The organism is Tessaracoccus palaemonis (assembly GCF_019316905.1).
Taxonomy (GTDB): Bacteria; Actinomycetota; Actinomycetes; order Propionibacteriales; family Propionibacteriaceae; genus Arachnia; species Arachnia palaemonis.
Genome location: NZ_CP079216.1, coordinates 1,285,162 through 1,303,364 on the forward strand (window position 1 = coordinate 1,285,162; position 18,203 = coordinate 1,303,364).

19 protein-coding genes and 2 riboswitches are annotated in these 18,203 nt (G+C 72.3%); of the genes, 11 read left to right on the plus strand and 8 right to left on the minus strand.

The window, feature by feature from the left end; genetic code table 11:
- Position 1: 1 nt before the first annotated feature.
- The 4 genes from KDB89_RS05770 to KDB89_RS05785 are packed head-to-tail and all read right to left on the minus strand — an operon-like array spanning position 2 to position 2,321.
- The gene (locus tag KDB89_RS05770; RefSeq protein WP_219083886.1) at positions 2-502 is read right to left on the minus strand and encodes a DedA family protein; all 501 of its coding nucleotides are present in this window, start codon (positions 500-502) and stop codon (positions 2-4) included.
- A 59-nt stretch (positions 503-561) separates the two neighbouring features.
- Positions 562-1,422 carry an AlbA family DNA-binding domain-containing protein gene (locus KDB89_RS05775; protein WP_219083887.1) on the minus strand — a complete coding sequence of 287 codons (861 nt, stop codon included), beginning with the start codon at positions 1,420-1,422 and terminating at the stop codon, positions 562-564.
- Between the two features lie 24 nt (positions 1,423-1,446).
- Positions 1,447-1,893 carry a DUF4395 domain-containing protein gene (locus tag KDB89_RS05780; protein WP_255556253.1) on the minus strand — a complete coding sequence of 149 codons (447 nt, stop codon included), beginning with the start codon at positions 1,891-1,893 and terminating at the stop codon, positions 1,447-1,449.
- Positions 1,890-2,321: a thioredoxin family protein gene (locus KDB89_RS05785; RefSeq protein WP_219083888.1), complete on the minus strand. Its 432-nt coding sequence runs from the start codon at positions 2,319-2,321 to the stop codon at positions 1,890-1,892. Before KDB89_RS05785 ends, KDB89_RS05780 begins: the two co-directional genes overlap by 4 nt.
- A 90-nt stretch (positions 2,322-2,411) precedes the next feature.
- Here KDB89_RS05785 and KDB89_RS05790 point away from each other — a divergent pair, with 90 nt between their 5' ends.
- Entirely contained in the window at positions 2,412-2,969 is a 558-nt protein-coding gene (locus KDB89_RS05790; RefSeq protein ID WP_219083889.1) for a histidine phosphatase family protein, read from the plus strand.
- Here KDB89_RS05790 and KDB89_RS05795 read toward each other — a convergent pair.
- Together KDB89_RS05795 and KDB89_RS05800 are read right to left on the minus strand one after the other, a co-directional pair.
- Positions 2,962-4,737, minus strand: a complete 1,776-nt coding sequence (locus KDB89_RS05795; RefSeq protein WP_219083890.1) for a hypothetical protein — start codon at positions 4,735-4,737, stop codon at positions 2,962-2,964. The genes KDB89_RS05790 and KDB89_RS05795 overlap by 8 nt on opposite strands.
- A 108-nt stretch (positions 4,738-4,845) precedes the next feature.
- Positions 4,846-6,240, minus strand: coding sequence for an immunoglobulin domain-containing protein (locus tag KDB89_RS05800; protein ID WP_219083891.1), 1,395 nt, complete (start codon positions 6,238-6,240; stop codon positions 4,846-4,848).
- Between the two features lie 105 nt (positions 6,241-6,345).
- On the opposite strand from KDB89_RS05800, the gene KDB89_RS05805 reads away from it, so the two are divergent.
- From KDB89_RS05805 to KDB89_RS05830, 6 genes are all read left to right on the plus strand, one after another.
- The gene (locus tag KDB89_RS05805; protein ID WP_219083892.1) at positions 6,346-7,290 is read left to right on the plus strand and encodes a cobalamin biosynthesis protein; all 945 of its coding nucleotides are present in this window, start codon (positions 6,346-6,348) and stop codon (positions 7,288-7,290) included.
- Complete coding sequence (locus tag KDB89_RS05810) at positions 7,287-8,729, plus strand: cobyric acid synthase (RefSeq protein ID WP_219083893.1); 1,443 nt, start codon at positions 7,287-7,289, stop codon at positions 8,727-8,729. Before KDB89_RS05805 ends, KDB89_RS05810 begins: the two co-directional genes overlap by 4 nt.
- 23 nt (positions 8,730-8,752) lie before the next feature.
- Positions 8,753-8,885, plus strand: a riboswitch (cobalamin riboswitch).
- 30 nt (positions 8,886-8,915) lie between these two features.
- Positions 8,916-9,680, plus strand: a complete 765-nt coding sequence (cobI, locus tag KDB89_RS05815) for a precorrin-2 C(20)-methyltransferase (protein WP_255556254.1) — start codon at positions 8,916-8,918, stop codon at positions 9,678-9,680.
- Positions 9,677-10,516: a precorrin-4 C(11)-methyltransferase gene (cobM, locus tag KDB89_RS05820; protein WP_219083894.1), complete on the plus strand. Its 840-nt coding sequence runs from the start codon at positions 9,677-9,679 to the stop codon at positions 10,514-10,516. The genes cobI and cobM overlap by 4 nt, the downstream gene beginning before the upstream one ends.
- Positions 10,513-12,894 (plus strand): precorrin-3B C(17)-methyltransferase, encoded by a 2,382-nt coding sequence (gene cobJ / locus KDB89_RS05825; RefSeq protein ID WP_219083895.1) that lies wholly within the window; start codon positions 10,513-10,515, stop codon positions 12,892-12,894. The genes cobM and cobJ overlap by 4 nt, the downstream gene beginning before the upstream one ends.
- Positions 12,891-14,132 (plus strand): CbiX/SirB N-terminal domain-containing protein, encoded by a 1,242-nt coding sequence (locus KDB89_RS05830; protein ID WP_219083896.1) that lies wholly within the window; start codon positions 12,891-12,893, stop codon positions 14,130-14,132. Before cobJ ends, KDB89_RS05830 begins: the two co-directional genes overlap by 4 nt.
- Positions 14,133-14,139: 7 nt before the next feature.
- Here KDB89_RS05830 and KDB89_RS05835 read toward each other — a convergent pair whose 3' ends face one another.
- Positions 14,140-14,793 (minus strand): precorrin-8X methylmutase, encoded by a 654-nt coding sequence (locus KDB89_RS05835; protein WP_219083897.1) that lies wholly within the window; start codon positions 14,791-14,793, stop codon positions 14,140-14,142.
- Positions 14,794-14,841: 48 nt separating this feature from the next.
- Positions 14,842-14,985: riboswitch (cobalamin riboswitch) on the plus strand.
- 36 nt (positions 14,986-15,021) lie between these two features.
- Here KDB89_RS05835 and KDB89_RS05840 point away from each other — a divergent pair.
- The 4 genes from KDB89_RS05840 to KDB89_RS05855 are packed head-to-tail and all read left to right on the plus strand — an operon-like array spanning position 15,022 to position 17,623.
- Positions 15,022-15,708, plus strand: coding sequence for an energy-coupling factor ABC transporter permease (locus KDB89_RS05840; protein WP_219083898.1), 687 nt, complete (start codon positions 15,022-15,024; stop codon positions 15,706-15,708).
- Positions 15,701-16,054, plus strand: coding sequence for an energy-coupling factor ABC transporter substrate-binding protein (locus KDB89_RS05845; protein WP_219083899.1), 354 nt, complete (start codon positions 15,701-15,703; stop codon positions 16,052-16,054). The genes KDB89_RS05840 and KDB89_RS05845 overlap by 8 nt, the downstream gene beginning before the upstream one ends.
- The gene (gene cbiQ, locus KDB89_RS05850) at positions 16,044-16,808 is read left to right on the plus strand and encodes a cobalt ECF transporter T component CbiQ (RefSeq protein ID WP_219083900.1); all 765 of its coding nucleotides are present in this window, start codon (positions 16,044-16,046) and stop codon (positions 16,806-16,808) included. The genes KDB89_RS05845 and cbiQ overlap by 11 nt, the downstream gene beginning before the upstream one ends.
- A complete protein-coding gene (locus KDB89_RS05855) occupies positions 16,805-17,623 on the plus strand; it encodes an energy-coupling factor ABC transporter ATP-binding protein (RefSeq protein WP_219083901.1) in 819 nt (272 codons plus the stop codon). Before cbiQ ends, KDB89_RS05855 begins: the two co-directional genes overlap by 4 nt.
- On the opposite strand, the gene cbiT is transcribed toward KDB89_RS05855, so the two are convergent.
- Positions 17,613-18,203: a precorrin-6Y C5,15-methyltransferase (decarboxylating) subunit CbiT gene (gene cbiT, locus KDB89_RS05860; protein ID WP_219083902.1), complete on the minus strand. Its 591-nt coding sequence runs from the start codon at positions 18,201-18,203 to the stop codon at positions 17,613-17,615. The genes KDB89_RS05855 and cbiT overlap by 11 nt on opposite strands.

The window sequence follows — 18,203 nt, forward strand, 5'->3', positions numbered from 1 at the left end:
CTCAGGACTCGACGCCCGCCTCCGCCTCGGCTGGGCGGGCGGCGGTGTCCCGGCTGAGCAGCAGCCAGGCGGCGACCGCCACGACGACCAGCCCGATCGCGACGACCGCGACGGGGGACAGGTCCCACAGCCGCTGCAGGGCGATGAAGCTCACGAACCCGACGGTGCCGTAGACGAAGGCCCACATGATGGACCCGACGATCGTGGCCGGGATGTAGCGGCGCAGCGGCATGCGGGTGACCCCTGCCGCGAGGTTGATCATCGTCTGGAAGCCGACGGTGAGGAACGACACCGAGATCGCGGGTGCCCCCCAGCGGTTCAGCCAGCCCGCACCCTTGCGGTAGGCCGGCGACGACAGGATGCGCCGCGCGCGGGTGTGCTCGGCCCCGGAGGCCATGGCCCTGCCGACCCAGTAGGTGGCGTTCGTGCGGCAGAAGACGATCACGAAGAGCGCTGCGAGGACGACGGCATACGGCGCCTCCCAGGTGGTGGGGTCGAACACTTCGCGCTCCTCGATTAGGTCAGCCTAACTTTAGCAAGCCCGGGCCCCGGGACTTCGGCTCAGTTCGCCTCGGAGAAGCGCACCGCCGCGCGGAACTGGGCGGCCAGCCCCGAGCCGACCGAGAGCGGCCAGCGGTGCATCACGTACTCGGTCGCCGAGTCGACGGCGAGCTGCCGGGTGGAGTTGCCGGTGCGGACCCACAGCTCGGGCGCGGAGTTCTTGTTCGGCTTCAGGTAGACCGGCCGCGGCGACGCCTCGGCGGTGATCTGGCACACGGCCCGCGGCACGCCCTCGCCGTCGGGCAGCTCGTGGAACGCCACCCGGACGGAGGCCGCCGCGTTGGGGCCGAGGGTGGTGCTCAGCAGGTCGCGCAGCCACAGCTCGAACCGGTCATGGTCGGGGGCCTTCATCGTGCCGAGGTCGCGGTCGAGGCCCAGCGGGGTCCCCTCGTCGTCCACGCCGACGATCAGCGTGCCGCCGTCGGCGTTGAGGAAGGCGGAGATGGTCTTGGCGATCACCAGTTCCATCCGGTCGTCCTTCGCGCCCGTGTGGGTGTTTACGCGGGCCGTCGACTTGAACTCGACCCGGTCGGACTCGCCACCCGCCACCAGCTCGGCGATCCCCTTCCGCACGGGCGTTTGGAAGTGGGCGGCGACGCCCGCATACGCCGCGACGGCGACGACGGCTCCGGCGAGCGCCAGGAGGAGGGAGAGCGGCTGCCAGACGGAGGCGTTCGGACGGATCAGCCAGGCCACCAGGAACCCTGCCGCCGATCCGACGATCGACATGACCATGGAGGCCGCCGCCGCGAGCTTCGCCCTGCGCTTCAGGAGGAACCGGGCGAACCGACCCAGCAGCCACGAGAGGACCACGATCAGGATGAGCGCGATGGATACGGTCCACAGGGGCATGTTGGGCATGCGGTAGAGCTTAGTGGGACGTGCTCAGCCGGTCGTCACGCGGTGGCGGGCGCGCTGCCACAGCGTCCAGATCTCGCAGCCGAGGCAGAAGTCGAAGGCCGCGTTCAGCGCCGCGGCCAGCAGCGCCAGGCCTGCCGCGGCGTAGAACAGCGGCGCGACGTGGAGCAGCGCGCCCAGCAGCGCGACGACGGCGAACAGGAAGCCGACCAGCTGCGCGAACCGGGGTGGCCGCTCGTCCTCCAGTTCCGCCGGCGCGCCGAGCCGGGGCCGGACCCAGGCGCGGAAGATGATGCCCCAGGGCTGCAGGTCGAGCCCGCCGAAGGCGCCCATCGCGAAGGCGGCCAGCGTGATGACCAGCGGCAGGGCTCCCCAGCGGGGGCCGAGCACGATGGCCAGCGCCAGGAGGACTGTGGTGATGACGGCCCCGAAGCGGGGGCCGCGCGGGTCGATGAGGCGGGGCTGGTTCGTCACTGCTGCTCCTGCGGGACGAGGCAGGCCCGGGCGATGGCGTCGGAGAGGTCTGCGCGGGTCAGCGGGCCGGAGGCCCGGAATCGTGGGGTGCGGTCGGCGTCGAGCACGAGCACCGTCGGGGTGCGCATCACGTTGAACCGCTCGGCGAGTCCGGGATGCCCGGCCACATCCAGTTCGATGGCGCGGATGTCCTCGCGGGCGCCGACCACGTCCGCCACGACGCGCCGGACCCCGCGGCAGGGTGCGCACACCTCGGAGGAGAACTGCACGACCAGCCTCAGGTCGCCGGCGACGTCCCCGGGGATCGCGGCGCCGGCCGCGCCTCCGTTCACGGCGCGGACGCGCCCGTCCGTGGCCCGACGCCACAGCCCGAGGGCCGCGGCGACGAGCAGCACTGCGGCCACGATGATCAGCCCGGTGGTGTCCATGAGGGTCACCGTAGGACCCGCGGCCGGGCCGGCCCAAGGCCGATCTCGCCCGGCGGAACGCGGAATAGACGGGCCACTAGGATCGTTGCCGTGATCCTGCACCTCGTCCGTCACGGCCAGTCCACCTGGAACGTCGAGCACCGCGTCCAGGGGCAGACCATGCACCCCCCGCTGACCGAACTCGGCCGCCGGCAGGCCGACCTGGCGCGCGAGGCGCTGCGGACCGTCCCGCTGACGGCCGTCCTCACCAGCGACCAGACCCGCGCCGTGCAGACCGCCGACATCGTGGCGCAACCGCACCGCCTCATCCCGCTGCCCACCCCGCTGCTCCGGGAGCAGGCCCTCGGCGACCTCGAGGGGCGCCACTACGACGAGCTCGAGCCCCAGGCCGTGCCAAAGGGGACGCACATCTCCGAGGTCCGGTGGGGCCACGGGGAGTCGCTGGCCGACGTCGCCGTGCGGATGCGCGAGCTGCTCACGCTGCTGGGCGCCGTGTACCCGGCCGACGCGCAGCTTGCTCTCGTCGGCCACGGCGACGCCCTGCGCGTCCTGGCGTCCGTGCTGCGCGGCGGGTCCCACCGCGACGTCGACTTCGAGGCGTACCCGACGTGGCCGAACGGCCACGTCGAGACGCTCGAGCTCAGCTGATCTTCTTCGTCGAACTGGTCTTCGCTGCGGTGGCGTAGTACTTTTTCTTGCCGGTCACCTTGACGGAGATCTTGTTTCCCTTGTCCTTGGAGGTGAGGGTGTAGGTCTTCTTGGTGGCGCCGGAGATGGCCTTTCCGTTGCGGAGCCAGCGGTAGGTGAGCGTCGCCTTGGGGCTCCAGGTGCCGGCCTTGGCTGTGAGCTTCTTCCCGACCTTGGCTGTGCCGCTGATGGTGGGCTTGGGCGTCCTGGTGAAGGAGTAGAGCGCGGTGACCGAGGAGCTGGTCCTCGACACGGTGGCGTAGCCGCTGCGGGATCCGGTGACCTTGACGCTGATCTTGGCGCCCTTGTCCTTCGACGTGAGTGTGTAGCTGGACTTCGTGGCGCCGGAGATGGCCTTGCCGCCGCGGAGCCACTGGTACTTGAGCGTGACGGTGCCTGGTCCCCAGGTGCCGGGCTTGGCCTTCAGGGTCTTCCCGATCCGGGCGGTGCCCGTGATCGACGGGGTGGGCGTCTTCGTCAGCGCTCGGGTGACGCTCAGCTGGTAGGAGCGGCCCCACGTCGGCCAGGACTCGGACCCGTACACGCGCACGTAGGAGCGGCCCGCAGGAAGGGAGACGCTCTGGCCGGCCAGCCAGGCCCCGCTGGACCTGGTTCCGGTCAGGGCGAACGAGTGGATCCGGGCCTTCGACGGGTTGTAGACGTCGACCTCGTATGCGTCGCCCGCGCCGAGCCCGGACGGGAACGCCAGCTTCAGCGACACGCGGGCGGCGGCGTCCAGGTCGACGGCGAAGACGTCGTAGTCGTAGGAGTAGATGGACAGGGACGACGCGGAGGTGGCCTTGCCGAGCGTCAGCACGTCGGGTGTGGAGAAGTTGGCGTTGGACTCGGTCTCGACGTTGCCGGGCGTCACGTCGGCCCGGATGGTGTAGCGCTGGCCCCAGGTCTCCCAGGATTCGTTCCCGCGGATGCGCACGAAGAGTCGCCCGGCCGGGGCGTAGGTCGCCTTGGCACGCAGCCAGCTGCCGTCGCTGCGCAGGGCGGTCACGTCGAACGCGTAGAGGTAACTCCCGGACGAGTCGTAGACCGTGACCTCGTACGCGTCCCCGCCGAGACCCGCCGGGAATCTGAGGTCGAGCGTCACGCGCGACGGAGACGGCACGTCGACGGCGAAGTAGTCGTCGTCGTAGTTGTAGGACGACAGCGAGGACCCGGCGGTCGCCTGGCCGAGGGCCAGGACGTCGGTGGTGGTCCTGGTGGCGTTGGGCTCGGTCTCGACGTTGCCGGCGGTGAAGCCCACCGCCAGCGTGTACGGCCGGCCCCACGTCTCCCAGGTGTTCTGTCCGTAGACCCGCAGGTAGAGCCGGCCGGCGGGAGCGTAGGTGGCCTTCGAGCGCAGCCAGCTGCCGTCGCTGCGCAACGCGGACACGGGGAAGTCGTAGAGGATGTGGCCGTCCGAGGTGGCCACCTGGACCTCGTAGGCGTCGCCGCCGAGGCCGGTCGGGAACCGGAGGTCAAGCGCAACGCGGCCCGCCGACGGCAGGTCGACGGCGAAATAGTCGATGTCCTGTGACGAGGTGCTCAGCGACGAGGCGCTCATGGTGTCGGTCAGGGCGAACGCGTCGGCCGTGGCGCGGGTGGCGTTCGGCTCGGTTTCGGTGACGGTGGCAGCGGCGGCGGTGGTCGGTGCCAGCATCGGCAGCAGGCCGACGATCAGGGCGACGATCAGGCCGGTCGCGAGGCGGCGTTTCGGGCGCGGAGCGGTGTGCATGTCGAGTAATCCCCCCAGAGAACAGGGGTCCCCCATGGCCCCCTGCCAGAAACCTAATGGGCGGCAGGTCTATTGAGACCAGCCGGTCTCATTCCGGCCCGGGCGTCCTCAGCTGATCTTCTTGGTTGCGCTGGTCTTCGCGACGGTGGCGTAGTACTTCTTCTTGCCGGTCACCTTGACGGAGATCTTCTTGCCCTTGTCCTTCGTGGTGAGGGTGTAGGTCTTCTTCGTGGCGCCGGAGATGGCCTTCCCGTCGCGGAGCCAACGGTAGGTGAGGGTGGCCTTGGGGCTCCAGGTGCCGGCCTTGGCCGTGAGCTTCTTCCCGACTTTCGCGGTGCCGCTGATGGTCGGCTTCGGGGTTTTGGAGAAGGAGTAGAGCGCGGTGACCGACTTGCTGGTCTTCGACACAGTCGCGTAGCCGCTGCGGGATCCGGTGACCTTGACGCTGACTTTGGCGCCCTTGTCTTTGGACGTGAGCTTGTAGGTGGACTTCGTGGCCCCCGTGATGGCCTTGCCTCCGCGGAGCCACTGGTACTTCAGCGTGACGGTGCCGGGGCCCCAGGTGCCGGCCTTCGCCTTCAACGTCTTCCCGATCCGGGCGGTCCCGGAGATCGACGGCGTGGGCGTCTTCGTGAGCAGCCCGAGCACCCTCAGCGTGTACGGCTTTCCCCAGGTCGCCCAGGCCGCGCGACCCTCGAGCCGCAGGTACCAGGTGCCGGCGCCGAGGTCCACGGCCGGGATGCCGGTGCCCGAGTTCTGGTTCGCCTTGACGCTCACCGCCCGCACGGGTGCCCCGGTCGAATCGAGGATGCCCACCTGGTAGCCCGCGCCGGTGCCGAGTGACGACTGGAACGTGAGTCGCGGGGAGATCCTCGTCCTGGACGTCAGGGTGAGGCTGTACCAGTCGAAGTCCTCATCGGTCAGGGCGGCCAGCGACGAGCCAGCCACCCTCTCACCGAGGGCGAGGGACCGGCCGGGCAGCGTCCCGTTGGGCTCTGCCTCCTGGTTCGCGGGGGTGAGCGTCGGGGTGAGGGTGTAGGCGCGATTCCAGGTGGTCCAGAACTCGTTGCTCGTGACGGCGACGAAGTAGTACCCGGCGGAGACGAAGGTGGCCTGCGAGCGCAGCCAGCTGCCGTCGTGCTGCGCGCCACTGAGCGTGAACGTGTACAGGTTCCGGCTGTACGCATCGGAGACCGAGACCATGAGGGCGTCGCCGGTCGTCCCGGCCGGGAAGCGGACGTCCAGTGTGAGCCGGCCACCCTGAGGCACGAACACGCGGAACGTGTCCACGTCGTACTGGTTACTCGCCGAGTACCCCGTCCCGTGCATGGTGTCGCCGAGGGGGAGGGAATCGGCGGTGGAGACCGAGCCGTTGAACTCGGCCTCGGTCACGTCGGCGGCCGAGGCCGTCGGGGACGTCACCAGCGACGCCAGCGTGACCAGCGCCACGGTCAGGATGGCGGCGACGCATCGATGCGCCCGCGCCCGTGTGGTGTCGAACATGTCCGCCCCCCGGATAGACAGGTGATGCGGCGACGCTACGCCCCGGGGTGGGGCAGCAGAGGCCCACCACGGGCGCCGCGACGCGCCGGTGCTAGCCTCGCGCCTATGTTGATCTCCCGTGCAGTCGGCATCGGGCTGGGTGTGGTGGCCGACCGGATCCTCGGCGACCCGAAGCGGCATCACCCCGTCGCCTGGTTCGGCACCTGGGCGGCGAAGGTCGAGAAGCACACCTACCGGGACTCGACGGGGGCAGGCGCGGTGCACGTCGCCGCCGTTGTCGCGCCCGTCGCCGCGGGTGCCGTCCTGCTGGAACGGGCCACCCGCCGGCACCCGGTCGCGCACGCGGCCGCCACGGCGCTCGTGACCTGGAGCGTGATCGGAGCCACCAGCCTGGCCCGCGAGGGCGAGGCGATGGCCGACAGCCTCGACGCGGAGGACCTCGACGGCGCCCGGGCGCGGGTGAACAACCTCTGCTCGCGTGACCCCGCGCAGCTCGACGAGGAGGGCGTCGCCCGCGCCGCGACGGAATCCATGGCCGAGAACACCGCGGATGCCGCCGTCGCGTCGCTGCTCTGGGGGGCCGTCGCCGGCATCCCCGGCATGGTCGTGCACCGCTGCCTCAACACGCTCGACGCCATGATCGGCTACCGCAACGACCGCTACCGCCACTTCGGCACCGTCGCAGCCAGGCTCGACGACGCCGCGGACCTCGTCCCCGCCCGACTGACGGGAGCGACGGCCTGCCTGCTGGCGCCAGCGGTCGGCGGGTCGACGGGCGAGGCCTGGCGCGTCATGGGCCGCGACGCCCACCGGCACCCCTCGCCCAACGGCGGCTGGTGCGAGTCCGCCTGGGCCGGCGCGTTGGGCGTCCAGCTGGGCGGCGTCAACGTCTACTTCAGCCGCGAGGAGACCAGGCCCCTGCTGGGCGACGGCCCCCGCCCACGGTCGGCCGAGCTGCGGAAGGCATCCCGGCTCGTCACCCTCGTCACCGGCGCCGTGACGGCCGCCGTCGCCACCTCACTGATCGCCATCGGAAAGGCCCGCAGATGACCGGTCTGCTCATCGCCGGCACGTCCTCGGACGCCGGCAAGTCGCTGTTCGTGACCGGCCTGTGCCGCGTCGCCCGCCGCCGCGGCATCGACGTCGCGCCGTTCAAGGCGCAGAACATGAGCAACAACTCGATGGTCTGCTCCGACGGCTCCGAGATCGGCCGGGCGCAGTACCTGCAGGCGCTGGCCGCCGGCGTCATGCCCACCTCGATCCTCAACCCGGTGCTGCTGAAGCCGGGCACCGACCGGAGGTCCTTCGTCGTGCTCCGCGGCCAGCCGCACGGGATGCTCGAGGCCGGCGAGTACACCACCGGCCGCCGCCACCTGGCCGAGGCCGCGTTTGCCGCCTACGAGGAGCTGGCCCGCGAGCATGAGCTCGTCATCTGCGAGGGCGCCGGGTCGCCGGCGGAGATCAATCTCAGGGTCGGGGACTACACGAACATGGGCCTGGCCCGGCAGTTCGACCTGCCCGTCGCGCTCATCGGCGACATCGACCGCGGGGGGGTGCTCGCCTCCATCTTCGGCACCTGGGGCCTCCTCGACGACGCTGACCGCGCGCTGCTCGCCGGCTACATCATCAACAAGTTCCGCGGGGACGAGTCCATCCTCGCGCCCGGCCTCGAGGAGATCAGCCGGCGCACCGGCCTGGCGGACTTCGGCACCCTGCCCTGGCTGGAGGGGGTCTGGATCGACGGGGAGGACGCCCTCGAGGTCGGCCGCTGGCGCCACGACGCCGCGGCCACGACCCCGGACGACCTGACCGTCGCCGCAGTCCGGCTGCCGCGCATCTCCAACGCCACCGACGTCGACGCGCTGGCCCAGGAGCCGGGCGTCGACGTGGTCGTCACCGTCGACCCGCGCGAGGTCGAGAGAGCCGACATCGTGGTGCTGCCCGGCTCCCGCTCCACGCTGGGCGACCTGGCCTGGCTGCGGTCGACCGGCATCGCCGACGTCATCGCGGCCCGGGTCGCGGCCGGCCGGCCGGTGCTCGGGATCTGCGGCGGGTTCCAGATGCTCGCCCGGACCATCGACGACCCCGTCGAGGGCGACGGGATCGCCGACGGCCTCGGCGCGCTGCCCGTCGACGTCGTCTTCCACGCCGACAAGGTGCTCGGCACGCCGTCCGGCTCCTGGCGGGGCATCCCCGTGGACGGCTACACCATCCACCACGGGCGGCCCGTGATCGACCCCGGCCACGAGGACTTCCTCGGCGGGGTGCACGGGGGCACCGTCTGGGGGACCATGTGGCACGGGGCCTTCGAGTGCGACGACTTCCGCCGCGCCTGGCTCGTCGCCGCCGCCCGTGAGGCGGGCCGCGACTGGACCCCCCGGGAGGCCGGGGTGGGCTTCGCCGGGCTGCGCGAGACGATGATCGACACGACCGCGGACGCCATCGAGGCGCGGATCGACGTCGACGCCCTGCTCGGGCTCGCCCGTTGAGAGACCCCGGCTGGGCGTGACCCGCGGGCCAGTGCCAGACTGGCCCCAACACCAGCATGAGGTGCCGAGGAACCCGGTGTGAGTCCGGGACGGTCCCGCCACTGTGACCGCGCGCGAGCGCGGGAGTCAGGCACTCGCCCGCATGCGCCATCACTGAGGGCGAGAGACCCAGGAAGGCTGGCACACATGCCGCTCACGCACATGCGCCCGCGCCTCATCGGCATCGGCGTCGGCCCGGGCGACCCGGACCTCATCACCGTCAAGGCCATCTCGGCGCTGTGCGCCGCCGACGCCATCCTGGTGCCCGCTACTGAGGTCTCGGGAGACGGCCCCGGCCGCGCGGAGCAGATCGTCGTCTCGGCGGCTCCGGAGGTCGCGCACGCGGTCGTCCGCGTGCCGTTCAGCATGGCCGACCGCAGCGGCGTCACCGACCGTCGCCGCGAGGCCTGGCAGACCTCCGCCGACGCCGCGCTCGCCGCGTACGCGCGTGGCGCCCGCACCGTCGCCTTCGCCACCGTCGGCGATCCCAGCGTCTACTCGACCTTCTCGTACCTGGCCGCCTACGTCGCCGACCGCGTCGAGGACCTCGCCATCGAGGTCGTGCCGGGCATCACCGCCATGCAGGCGCTGGCCGCCGAGTCCCGCACCCCCCTGGTCGAGGGCACCGAGACCCTGGCGCTGGTGCCCGTCACCGCCGGGCTCGACGTGCTCGGGCGGGTCCTCGACACCGTCGACACCGTCGTCGCCTACAAGGGCGGACGGCGGATGCCCGAGGTCGCGGGCCAGCTCAGGGAGCGCGGCCGCGACGCCGTCGTCGGCATCAACGTCGGCCTGGAGCAGCAGGAGCTGTTCGGCCTCGACAGGCTCGAGGCCGACCGGAAGGTCGGGTATTTCAGCACGGTGATCGTCCCCGCGAGGCGGGACGGTCAGGAGACAGGAGGCAGGCTGTGAAGCGCGGCAAGGTCATCTTCGTGGGAGCCGGCCCCGGCGCCGACGACCTCATCACGGTGCGCGGCGCCCGCGCCATCGCGCAGGCGGACATCGTCATCTGGGCCTCCAGCCTCGTCCACCCCGGCATCGTGGCCGGCGCCCGCCCCGACGCGCTGGTCGTCGACTCCGCCAGCGAGGCGCTGGAGGACACCGCCGTCCACTACCGGCGCGCCGCAGAGGAGGGCCTGACCGTCGCCCGGGTGCACACCGGCGACCCGTCCATCTACGGCGCCACCGGAGAGCAGTACGAGATGTGCCGCCAGCTCGGCCTCGACTACGAGACCATCCCCGGCGTGTCCGCCTACTCCGCCACCGCGGCCCGGATGAACGCGGAGATCACCATCCCGGAGGTCTCCCAGTCGTTCATCCTCACCCGTCTCGAGGGTGGCCGGACCCCGATGCCGCCGAGGGAGACCGTGAGGTCCTTCGCCGCGCACGGTGCGACCATGGCCCTGTACCTGTCCGCGGCGCGCAACAAGGTGCTGCAGGAGGAGCTGCTGGCCGGTGGCTACGACCCGGCCACGCCCTGCATCATCGGCTACCGCGTCAGCTGGCCCGACGAGATGATGATCCGCTGCCGCCTCGACGAGCTCTCCGAGCGGATGCGTGAGCACAAGCTGTGGAAGCACACCATCGTGATGGTCGGCCCCGCGCTGGCCGAGGGCCACAGCGGCACCCGCTCCCACCTCTACCACCCCGGCTTCCGCCACGAGTACCGCGCCGCCGAGCCCGCAGCCCAGCAGGAGCTCCGCGAACACGGCGCCGGTGCCGTCGACCTCACCCAGGAGCAGCGATGATCCACGTCCACGGCTACCTCGGTGGCCTCAGCCCCGAGACCCACGCCATCGCGGCCCGCGCCGCGCTGGTCGTCGGCGGCCGCCGCCACCTCGCCGACCTCGGCGTCGAGCCCGAGCGGCAGGTCGTGCTCGGCGCGCTGACCCCGGCCATCGAGCGCCTCACCGCCCTCGGCCCCGACGACGAGGCCCTCGTCATCGCCAGCGGCGACCCAGGCTTCCACGGCATCCTGCGCCGCCTGCGGCTGGCCGGGCTCCCCGTCACAGTCGCGCCCGCCGTCAGCTCCGTATCGGCCGCCTTCGCCGCGGTCGCGCTGCCCTGGGACGACGCCGTCGTCGTCTCGGCGCACGGCAAGCCCCTCGACCCGGCGGTCGAGGCCGCCTCGAAGCACCCGAAGGTCGGCGTCCTCACCTCCCCGCACGCCGGGATCCGCGAGCTCGCCGCCGCGCTGGCCGGGCTGGGCAGGCACTACGTGCTGGCCGAGCGCCTCGGCGAGGCGGACCAGCGGGTCCGCGTCTTCACCGAACAGGAGGCACTGGCCGTCGCGGACGTCGAGGAGCCGAACGTGGTACTGATCCTCGACGGCACCCCCGACGACACCGCCCTCATCTCGGGCGAGGCGACGGGGGAGGGACCCCACACCCCCGTGGTCGGGCAGCTCACCAACTCGCCCGCCGCCAGGCGGCACGCCGACGAGATCGACCGCGTCCTCGGCGAGAAGACCCGCCGCTACGACGGGCCCGCGAAGGTCACGCTGCCCCGCGCCTGGCAGGACTGCGACCTCATCGTCAGCCACCTCGCCCTTGGCGCCACCACCCGCCTGGTCGCGCCGCTCCTGAGGAACAAGAAGACCGACCCGGCCGTCGTTGTCGTCGACGAGGCCGGCCGCTTCGCCGTGCCGCTCGTCGGAGGCCACGCCGGCGGAGCCAACGAGCTGGCCCGCCGCATCGCCGACGGGCTGGGCGCGACCCCCGTCCTGACCACCGCGACCGACGCACTGAACCTGCCGGCTCTCGACACCCTCGGCTGGGCCTATTCGGGAGACGTGGCAGGCGTGACCAGGGCGCTGATCGACGGCGCCCCCGTCGCGGTCGAGAAGGCCCATGGCTGGCCGCTGCCGCCGCTGCCCGCCAACGTCGCGGTGGGCGCCGAGGATCCGGTCGCCCGCATCGTCGTCACCGACACCGTCTCGGTGTCGCCCTCGCCGCTGCCCACCGTGGTCCTGCACCCGGACAGCCTCGTGGTGGGCATGGGCTGCAACCGCGGCACCGGCGTCGATGTGCTGCACGCGCTGCTCACCGAGACCCTCGAGGCCGCCGACCTTGCCGTGGAGTCGGTGACCGCGCTGACCACCGTCGACGCGAAGGCCGGCGAGATCGGGCTCATCCAGCTCGCCAACCGGCTCGGCGTGCCGCTGAAGGACTACGACGCCGACGAGCTGGCGACCTTCGAGGTGCCCACCCCGAGCGACGCCCCGCTGAAGGCCGTCGGCACGCCGTCGGTCGCGGAGGCCTCCGTGCTCGCCCGCGGAGCCGACCTGATCGTGCCCAAGCAGAAGAACGCCGAGGCCACCTGCGCCGTCGGCCGCATCCCGGCCCGCGGGAAGCTGAGCGTCGTCGGCCTCGGCCCCGGCGCCCGCGACCTGCTCACCCCGCGCGCGGTGGAGGCGCTCAGGTCGTCGACCCTGATCGTCGGCTACGGCCCCTACGTCAAGCAGATCCGCGACCTCGCCCGCCCCGGCACCACCGTCTTTGCGTCCAAGATGGGTACCGAGGAGGAGCGCACCGCCCGGGCCATCGACGCCGCCCGCGCCGGCGAGCACGTGTCGCTCGTCTGTGGCGGGGACCCGGCCATCTACGCCATGGCCAGCCCCGTCCTGGAGCAGGGCACCGACGGCATCGACGTCGACATCGTTCCCGGCGTCACCGCGAGCCTGGCGGCCTCGGCCATCCTCGGCGCGGCGCTCGGCCACGACAACGCGACCATCTCGCTGTCGGACCTGCACACGCCCTGGGACAGCATCGAGCGCCGGCTGCACGGCGCCGCGGTCGGCGACTTCGTCGTCGCGCTGTACAACCCCCGCAGCAAGAAGCGCACGGCGCACCTGCCGCGGGCGCTGGAGATCCTCGGCGCTCACCGGAAGCCGTCGACGCCCATCGCCGTCGTCCAGCAGGCCTGCCGGCCCCGCCAGAAGGTCATCATGAGCACGCTGGGCGAGTTCCGCCCCGAATGGGTCGACATGAACTCCATCGTCATCGTCGGCTCCAGCACCACCCGCTACGTCACCTCCGGCGGCGGCGAGCAGCGCATGGTGACCCCGCGCGACTACCAGTGGATGCCGCACACCGCGGAGACCGACCTCGAGGAGAAGACCCGATGAGCACGCCCCTGATCATCGCCGCGCACGGTACGCGCGACGCCGACGGCGAGCAGACCTGCCGCCGGTTCGTCGAGCGCGTCGCCCGCGCCCTGCCCGACGTCAAGGTGGGCCTCGGCTTCGTGGAGCTGAACCAGCCCGGCATCCCGCAGGCGCTCACCGACATCGTCGACGGCGAGGCCGAGCGCCGCGCCGTCGTGGTTCCGCTGATGCTCGGCACCGGCGCGCACGTCCGCCGCGACATCCCGGGCTTCATCGCCGAGGCGCTCGAGGAGGTACCCACGGCGCGCATCGACTACGCCGCGCATCTCGGCGCCGACCCGCGCCTGGTCGACGCCGTCAACCAGCGGATCGACGCCGCGATGGGGGACTGGCAGCGCGACGAGACGTGCCTGGTGTTCGTCGGCCGCGGCGCCGTCGTGGCCGACGCGAACGCCGACCATGTCCGGCTGGCCCGCATGCACTTCGAGGCGGGCGGCTGGGCCGACGTGCAGGAGTGCTTCATCCAGGTCACCCGCCCCAGCCTTCCCGAGGGCCTCGACCGCGCGTACGCCGCCGGGCACCGGCAGCTGCTCGTGATGGGCCACTGGATCTTCCCCGGCCGGCTGCGCACCTGGACCTTCGAGCAGGCCGAGGCCTGGGCCGCGGCGCACCCCGACGCCCGGGTCCGCGTGGCCGAGGTCATCGGGGACTGCGACGAGCTCGCCGAGGTCGTGATCGACCGGTACCGCGAGGCGATGCCGGAGGCGGCCGCGGAGGGGTCGCCCGCCTACGTCGCGGGGCTGCTGCTGACCGGCCGCCGCGTCGTCGTGGTCGGCGGCGGCGTCGTGTCCACCCGCCGCGTGCCGAAGCTGCTCGCGGCCGGGGCGCGGGTCACGCTCGTCTCCCCGACGGCCACTGGGGCGCTGGCGGCCCTCGCGGCCGCGGGGGACATCGCGTGGGAGCGCCGTGAGTTCGCGGAGGGCGACCTTGAGGGCGCCTGGTACGTGCTGGCCGACACCGACGATCCGGGCGTCAACGCCCGCGTCGTGGCCGAGGCGGAGCGGCGCCACACCTTCTGCGTGCGCGCCGACGACGCGGTGCAGGGCACCGCGTACACGGCCGCGTCGCGGGGCGTCGGGCACCTGACGGTGGCGGTCGTCGGCGACCGCAACCCGCGTCGCTCCCGGCACGTGCTCGAGGCCATCGTGGGCTCCGAGGACGTGCGGCAGGCGATCGCGGAGCCCGTCGGGCGGTCCTGAGAGTCCCTCAGTCCTGCCGGGAGGTGTTGGTCAGCTCGTCGGTGCTCGCGATGGCGTTGACCGCGGCGACCGTCATGGCGCTGCCGCCACGGCGACCGCGCACGACGAGGTACTCGAGGGCGAGCGGGGACCCGATCAGGGCCTCCTTCGACTCGGCGGCGCCCACGAAGCCGACGGGGATGCCGATCACCGCGGCCGGTCGGGCGCCGGTCTCGGCGACGACCTCCAGCAGCCGGAACAGCGCCGTCGGGGCGTTGCCGATGGCGACGACGGCCCCGTCGAGCCGGGGGGCCCACGCGTCGACGGCGGCCATGGTCTTGGTGATGCCGCGGTAGGCGGCGTCGCGGGCGATCGCCTCGTCCTTGATGTGGCAGATGACCTCGTTGCGCGCCGGCAGCCGCGACGAGATGATGCCGGTCGCCACCATCGAGGAGTCGCACAGGATGGGGGCCCCGGCTCGGAGGGCGGCGTTGGCCGCCGCGACGACGCCTGGGGTGAAGGCGACGTCGTCGGCGATCGAGGGGTCGCCGGCGGCGTGCACCATGCGCACGACGGCGCGGCTCACGTCGGCGGGGAAGCGGGTCAGATCGGTCTCGGCGCGGATGATCCGGAAGGACTCCTCGTAGATCTCGGAGCCGGTGCGCAGGTAGGGGTTCGACACGTGCGCCACCCTAGAACACGCTTAACCCACCCCGCCTTGCGGGCCGCATTACGACGTGCTGTAGTTGGTTCCACAACCACAGAATCGTTCGGAAGAGACGCCAGGAACCCGGGGATGATCCGGGACGGTCGCGCCACTGTGAGCCGCCCCACGGGGCGGAAGTCAGGAACTGGCCTTCTCCGAGCCTTGACCGCCGGGACGCGTAATCCCGGACAAAGGAGTTCGGCGATGCATATCGCTGAGGGATTCCTCCCTCCCCTCGAATGCGCGGTGTGGTACGCCGCGTCTGCCCCCTTCGTCGTGCACGGCGCCCGCGCCGTGATCCGCAAGGCCAAGGAATCGCCGGAGAACAAGCTGCTGCTCGCGGCCGCCGGCGCCTTCACCTTCGTCCTGTCCGCCATCAAGCTCCCGTCCGTGACCGGCTCGTCGTCGCACCCGACGGGCACCGGAGCCGGAGCCGTGCTCTTCGGGCCTCCCGTGATGGCCTTCCTCGGCACCATCGTCCTGCTGTTCCAGGCGCTGCTGCTGGCGCACGGCGGCATCACCACGCTGGGCGCCAACGTGTTCTCCATGGCGATCGCCGGCCCGTGGGCGGGCTACGCGTGCTGGAAGCTCGTGAAGAAGTTCGGCGGCCCCATGTGGCTGGGTGTCTTCCTCGCGTTCTTCTTCGCCGACCTGGTCACCTACGTCGTCACCAGCTTCCAGCTGGCCATCGCGTACCCGGACGAGGTCACCGGACTCCTCGGGGCCGCGGCCAAGTTCCTGGGCATCTTCGCCGTCACGCAGATCCCGCTGGCCGTCGCTGAGGGAGTCCTCGGCATCCTGCTCTTCGGATTCTTCGCGCGTGTCGCGCCCGACCAGATGATCCGCCTGGGCGTCATGCCCCAGACCGAGAAGGCGGCCGCTCATGTTTAAGCGCAAGGACTGGTTCATCGGCCTGGCCCTGCTGGCCGTGATCGTCGTCATCTTCGTGTTCAGTTTCGCGATGGCCCCGCAGCCCGCCGAAGGCGAGGAAGGGTTCGTCGGGACCGACTCCGTCGTCACCGAGGTGCTGGAGGAGCACGGCGTCGAGCCGTGGTTCAGCCCGATCTGGGAGCCCGGCTCCGGCGAGATCGAGTCCGGCCTCTTCGCCATCCAGGCCGCCCTCGGCGCCGGCATCGTCGGCTTCGTGCTGGGCAACTTCCGCGGTCGCGCCGTCAAGGCGAAGGAGCTGCAGGAGGCCCCGCAGCCCGAGGCTGCCCCCGCGGGCGATGAGCAGTAACCACGAGTCAGCGATCGACGATGCCGCCTGGGCCAGCCCCTGGCGGCGTCGTCGCGTCGGCGAGAAGGTCGCCCTCAGCGTCGCGCTCATCCTGACCGCGCTGCTGACCGACCCGTGGCCGGGCTGCGCCCTGGTCGCCGCCATCTCCCTGGTCCTCATCCTCGGCTCCGCCCGGATAAGCCCGGCGCTGCTCGCCACCGTGATGGCCGCCCCGCTCGCGTTCCTGCTCGTCGGGGCGCTGCCGGTCGCCGTGCACATCGGGGCCGACGGCTGGGGGATCGGGCCCCTGCGGGTCAGCGCCACCGGCCTGGCGACGGCCCTCGGCCTGCTGGCTCACGGCATCGCCGGCACGCTCGCCGTCATGGTGCTGGCCACCACCACGCCCATGGTCGACCTGCTCACCTGGATGCGCGCGCTGCACGTGCCGGACACGCTGCTGGAGATCGCCTCGCTGACCTACCGCATGCTGTTCGTGCTGCTCGGCACCACCTGGGCCGTGCACCAGGCCCAGCGGGCCAGGCTGGGCGACGACGCCTCCTGGCGGCGCCGCATGCACACCGCCGCCGGAACCACCGGCAGCATCATGCTGCGGAGCTGGCAGCGGGCCGTCCGGCTGCAGGAGGGGCTCGAGGGCCGTGGCTTCGAGGATGCGCTCGTCACGCTCAGCCCCCGCCGGGAACGCTCCTGGGCCTTCATCGCCATGACCCTGGCCGTCGTCTCGGCCGTGTGGGTCGCCACGTGGGCGGCGGCATGACCGCCCTGCTCAGCGCCTCGGCGCTCGTCGCCGGCTTCCACGGCCGACCCCCGGTGCTCGACGGCGCGACCGTCGAGATCCACGAGGGGCGGCGCGTCGCGCTGCTCGGCGCGAACGGGTCCGGGAAGACCACCCTGCTCAGGTCCCTGTCGGGGGCGCTGAGGCCGCACGCGGGCGAGATCCGCGCCGACGGTCAGCCCGTCGGCCACCACCGCGACGACCTGCGCCGTCACCGCCGCTTCTGCCAGCTGGTCCTGCAGGACCCCGACGACCAGCTGTTCTCCGCCGACGTCCGCCAGGACGTCTCCTTCGGTCCGCTCAACCTCGGGCTCAGCGACGACGAGGCCGCGGCCCGCGTCGATGAGGCGCTGGAGCTGCTGTCCGTCACGCACCTGGCCGAGCGCCCGACGCACCAGCTCAGCTACGGCGAACGCAAGCGCGTCGCGATCGCGGGGGCCGTGGCGATGCGGCCGCGCGTGCTGCTGCTCGACGAGCCGACGGCCGGCCTGGACCCCGCGGGCGTCGAGGAGCTGATGTCGACCCTCGCGGGGCTCAGCGTCACGGTCGTGCTGGCCACGCACGACGTCGACCTCGCTCTCAGCTGGGCCGACGAGGTCGCGGTGGTGCACGACCACACCGTCCGTCAGGGGTCGCCGCTGCTGCTGGCCGACGCTTCCCTCCTCGCGGCGGCGCGCCTGCGCAGCCCGTGGCAGCTCGAGCTGTGCCGCCGCCTCGGCCTGCCGACGTCGCCGCTGCCCCGCACGGTGGACGACATCGTCGCGTCCGTGAGGGAGGTGGCGCGTGCTACTCCTTGACCAGCGCCCACTGGATGACGGTGCGGGCCGGGGTCCAGCCGCGCAGGCCGCCGAGCGGTGCCGCCGTCTCCACCTGGATGCGGCTGAGTTCGCCGCCCCAGCGCTCCTGTGCGGCCACGGCCAGCGTCTCGGCCTCGATCGTCACGCCGTGCAGCACCAGGCGCCCGCCCTCGGGCAGGGCGGCGTGCGCGATCTCCAGCACCCTCATGGAGCCACCCCCGCCGACGAACACCGCATGCGGGGCGGGCAGCTCGCGCAGCACCTCCTCGGCGTCGCCCTCGGCCAGCGTGAACGCGCCGGGCGCGGTGAGCCGGTCGGCGTTGGCCAGTGCGCGCTCGGCGCGCTCGGCGCGGCGCTCGATCCCGATGGCGCGCGCGCCGTCCGCACCCCGGCACCATTCGACGCTGATCGAACCGGCGCCGGTGCCGACGTCCCACAGCAGCTGGCCCGGCAGGGGGCGCAGGTGGGCGAGGGCGCTGGCGCGCACCACGCGCTTGGTGATGAGCCCGTCGTGGGCGAAAGCGTCGTCGGGCAGCCCGGGGGCGGAGCCGAACAGGGCCTGGTCGCGGTCGATGATCAC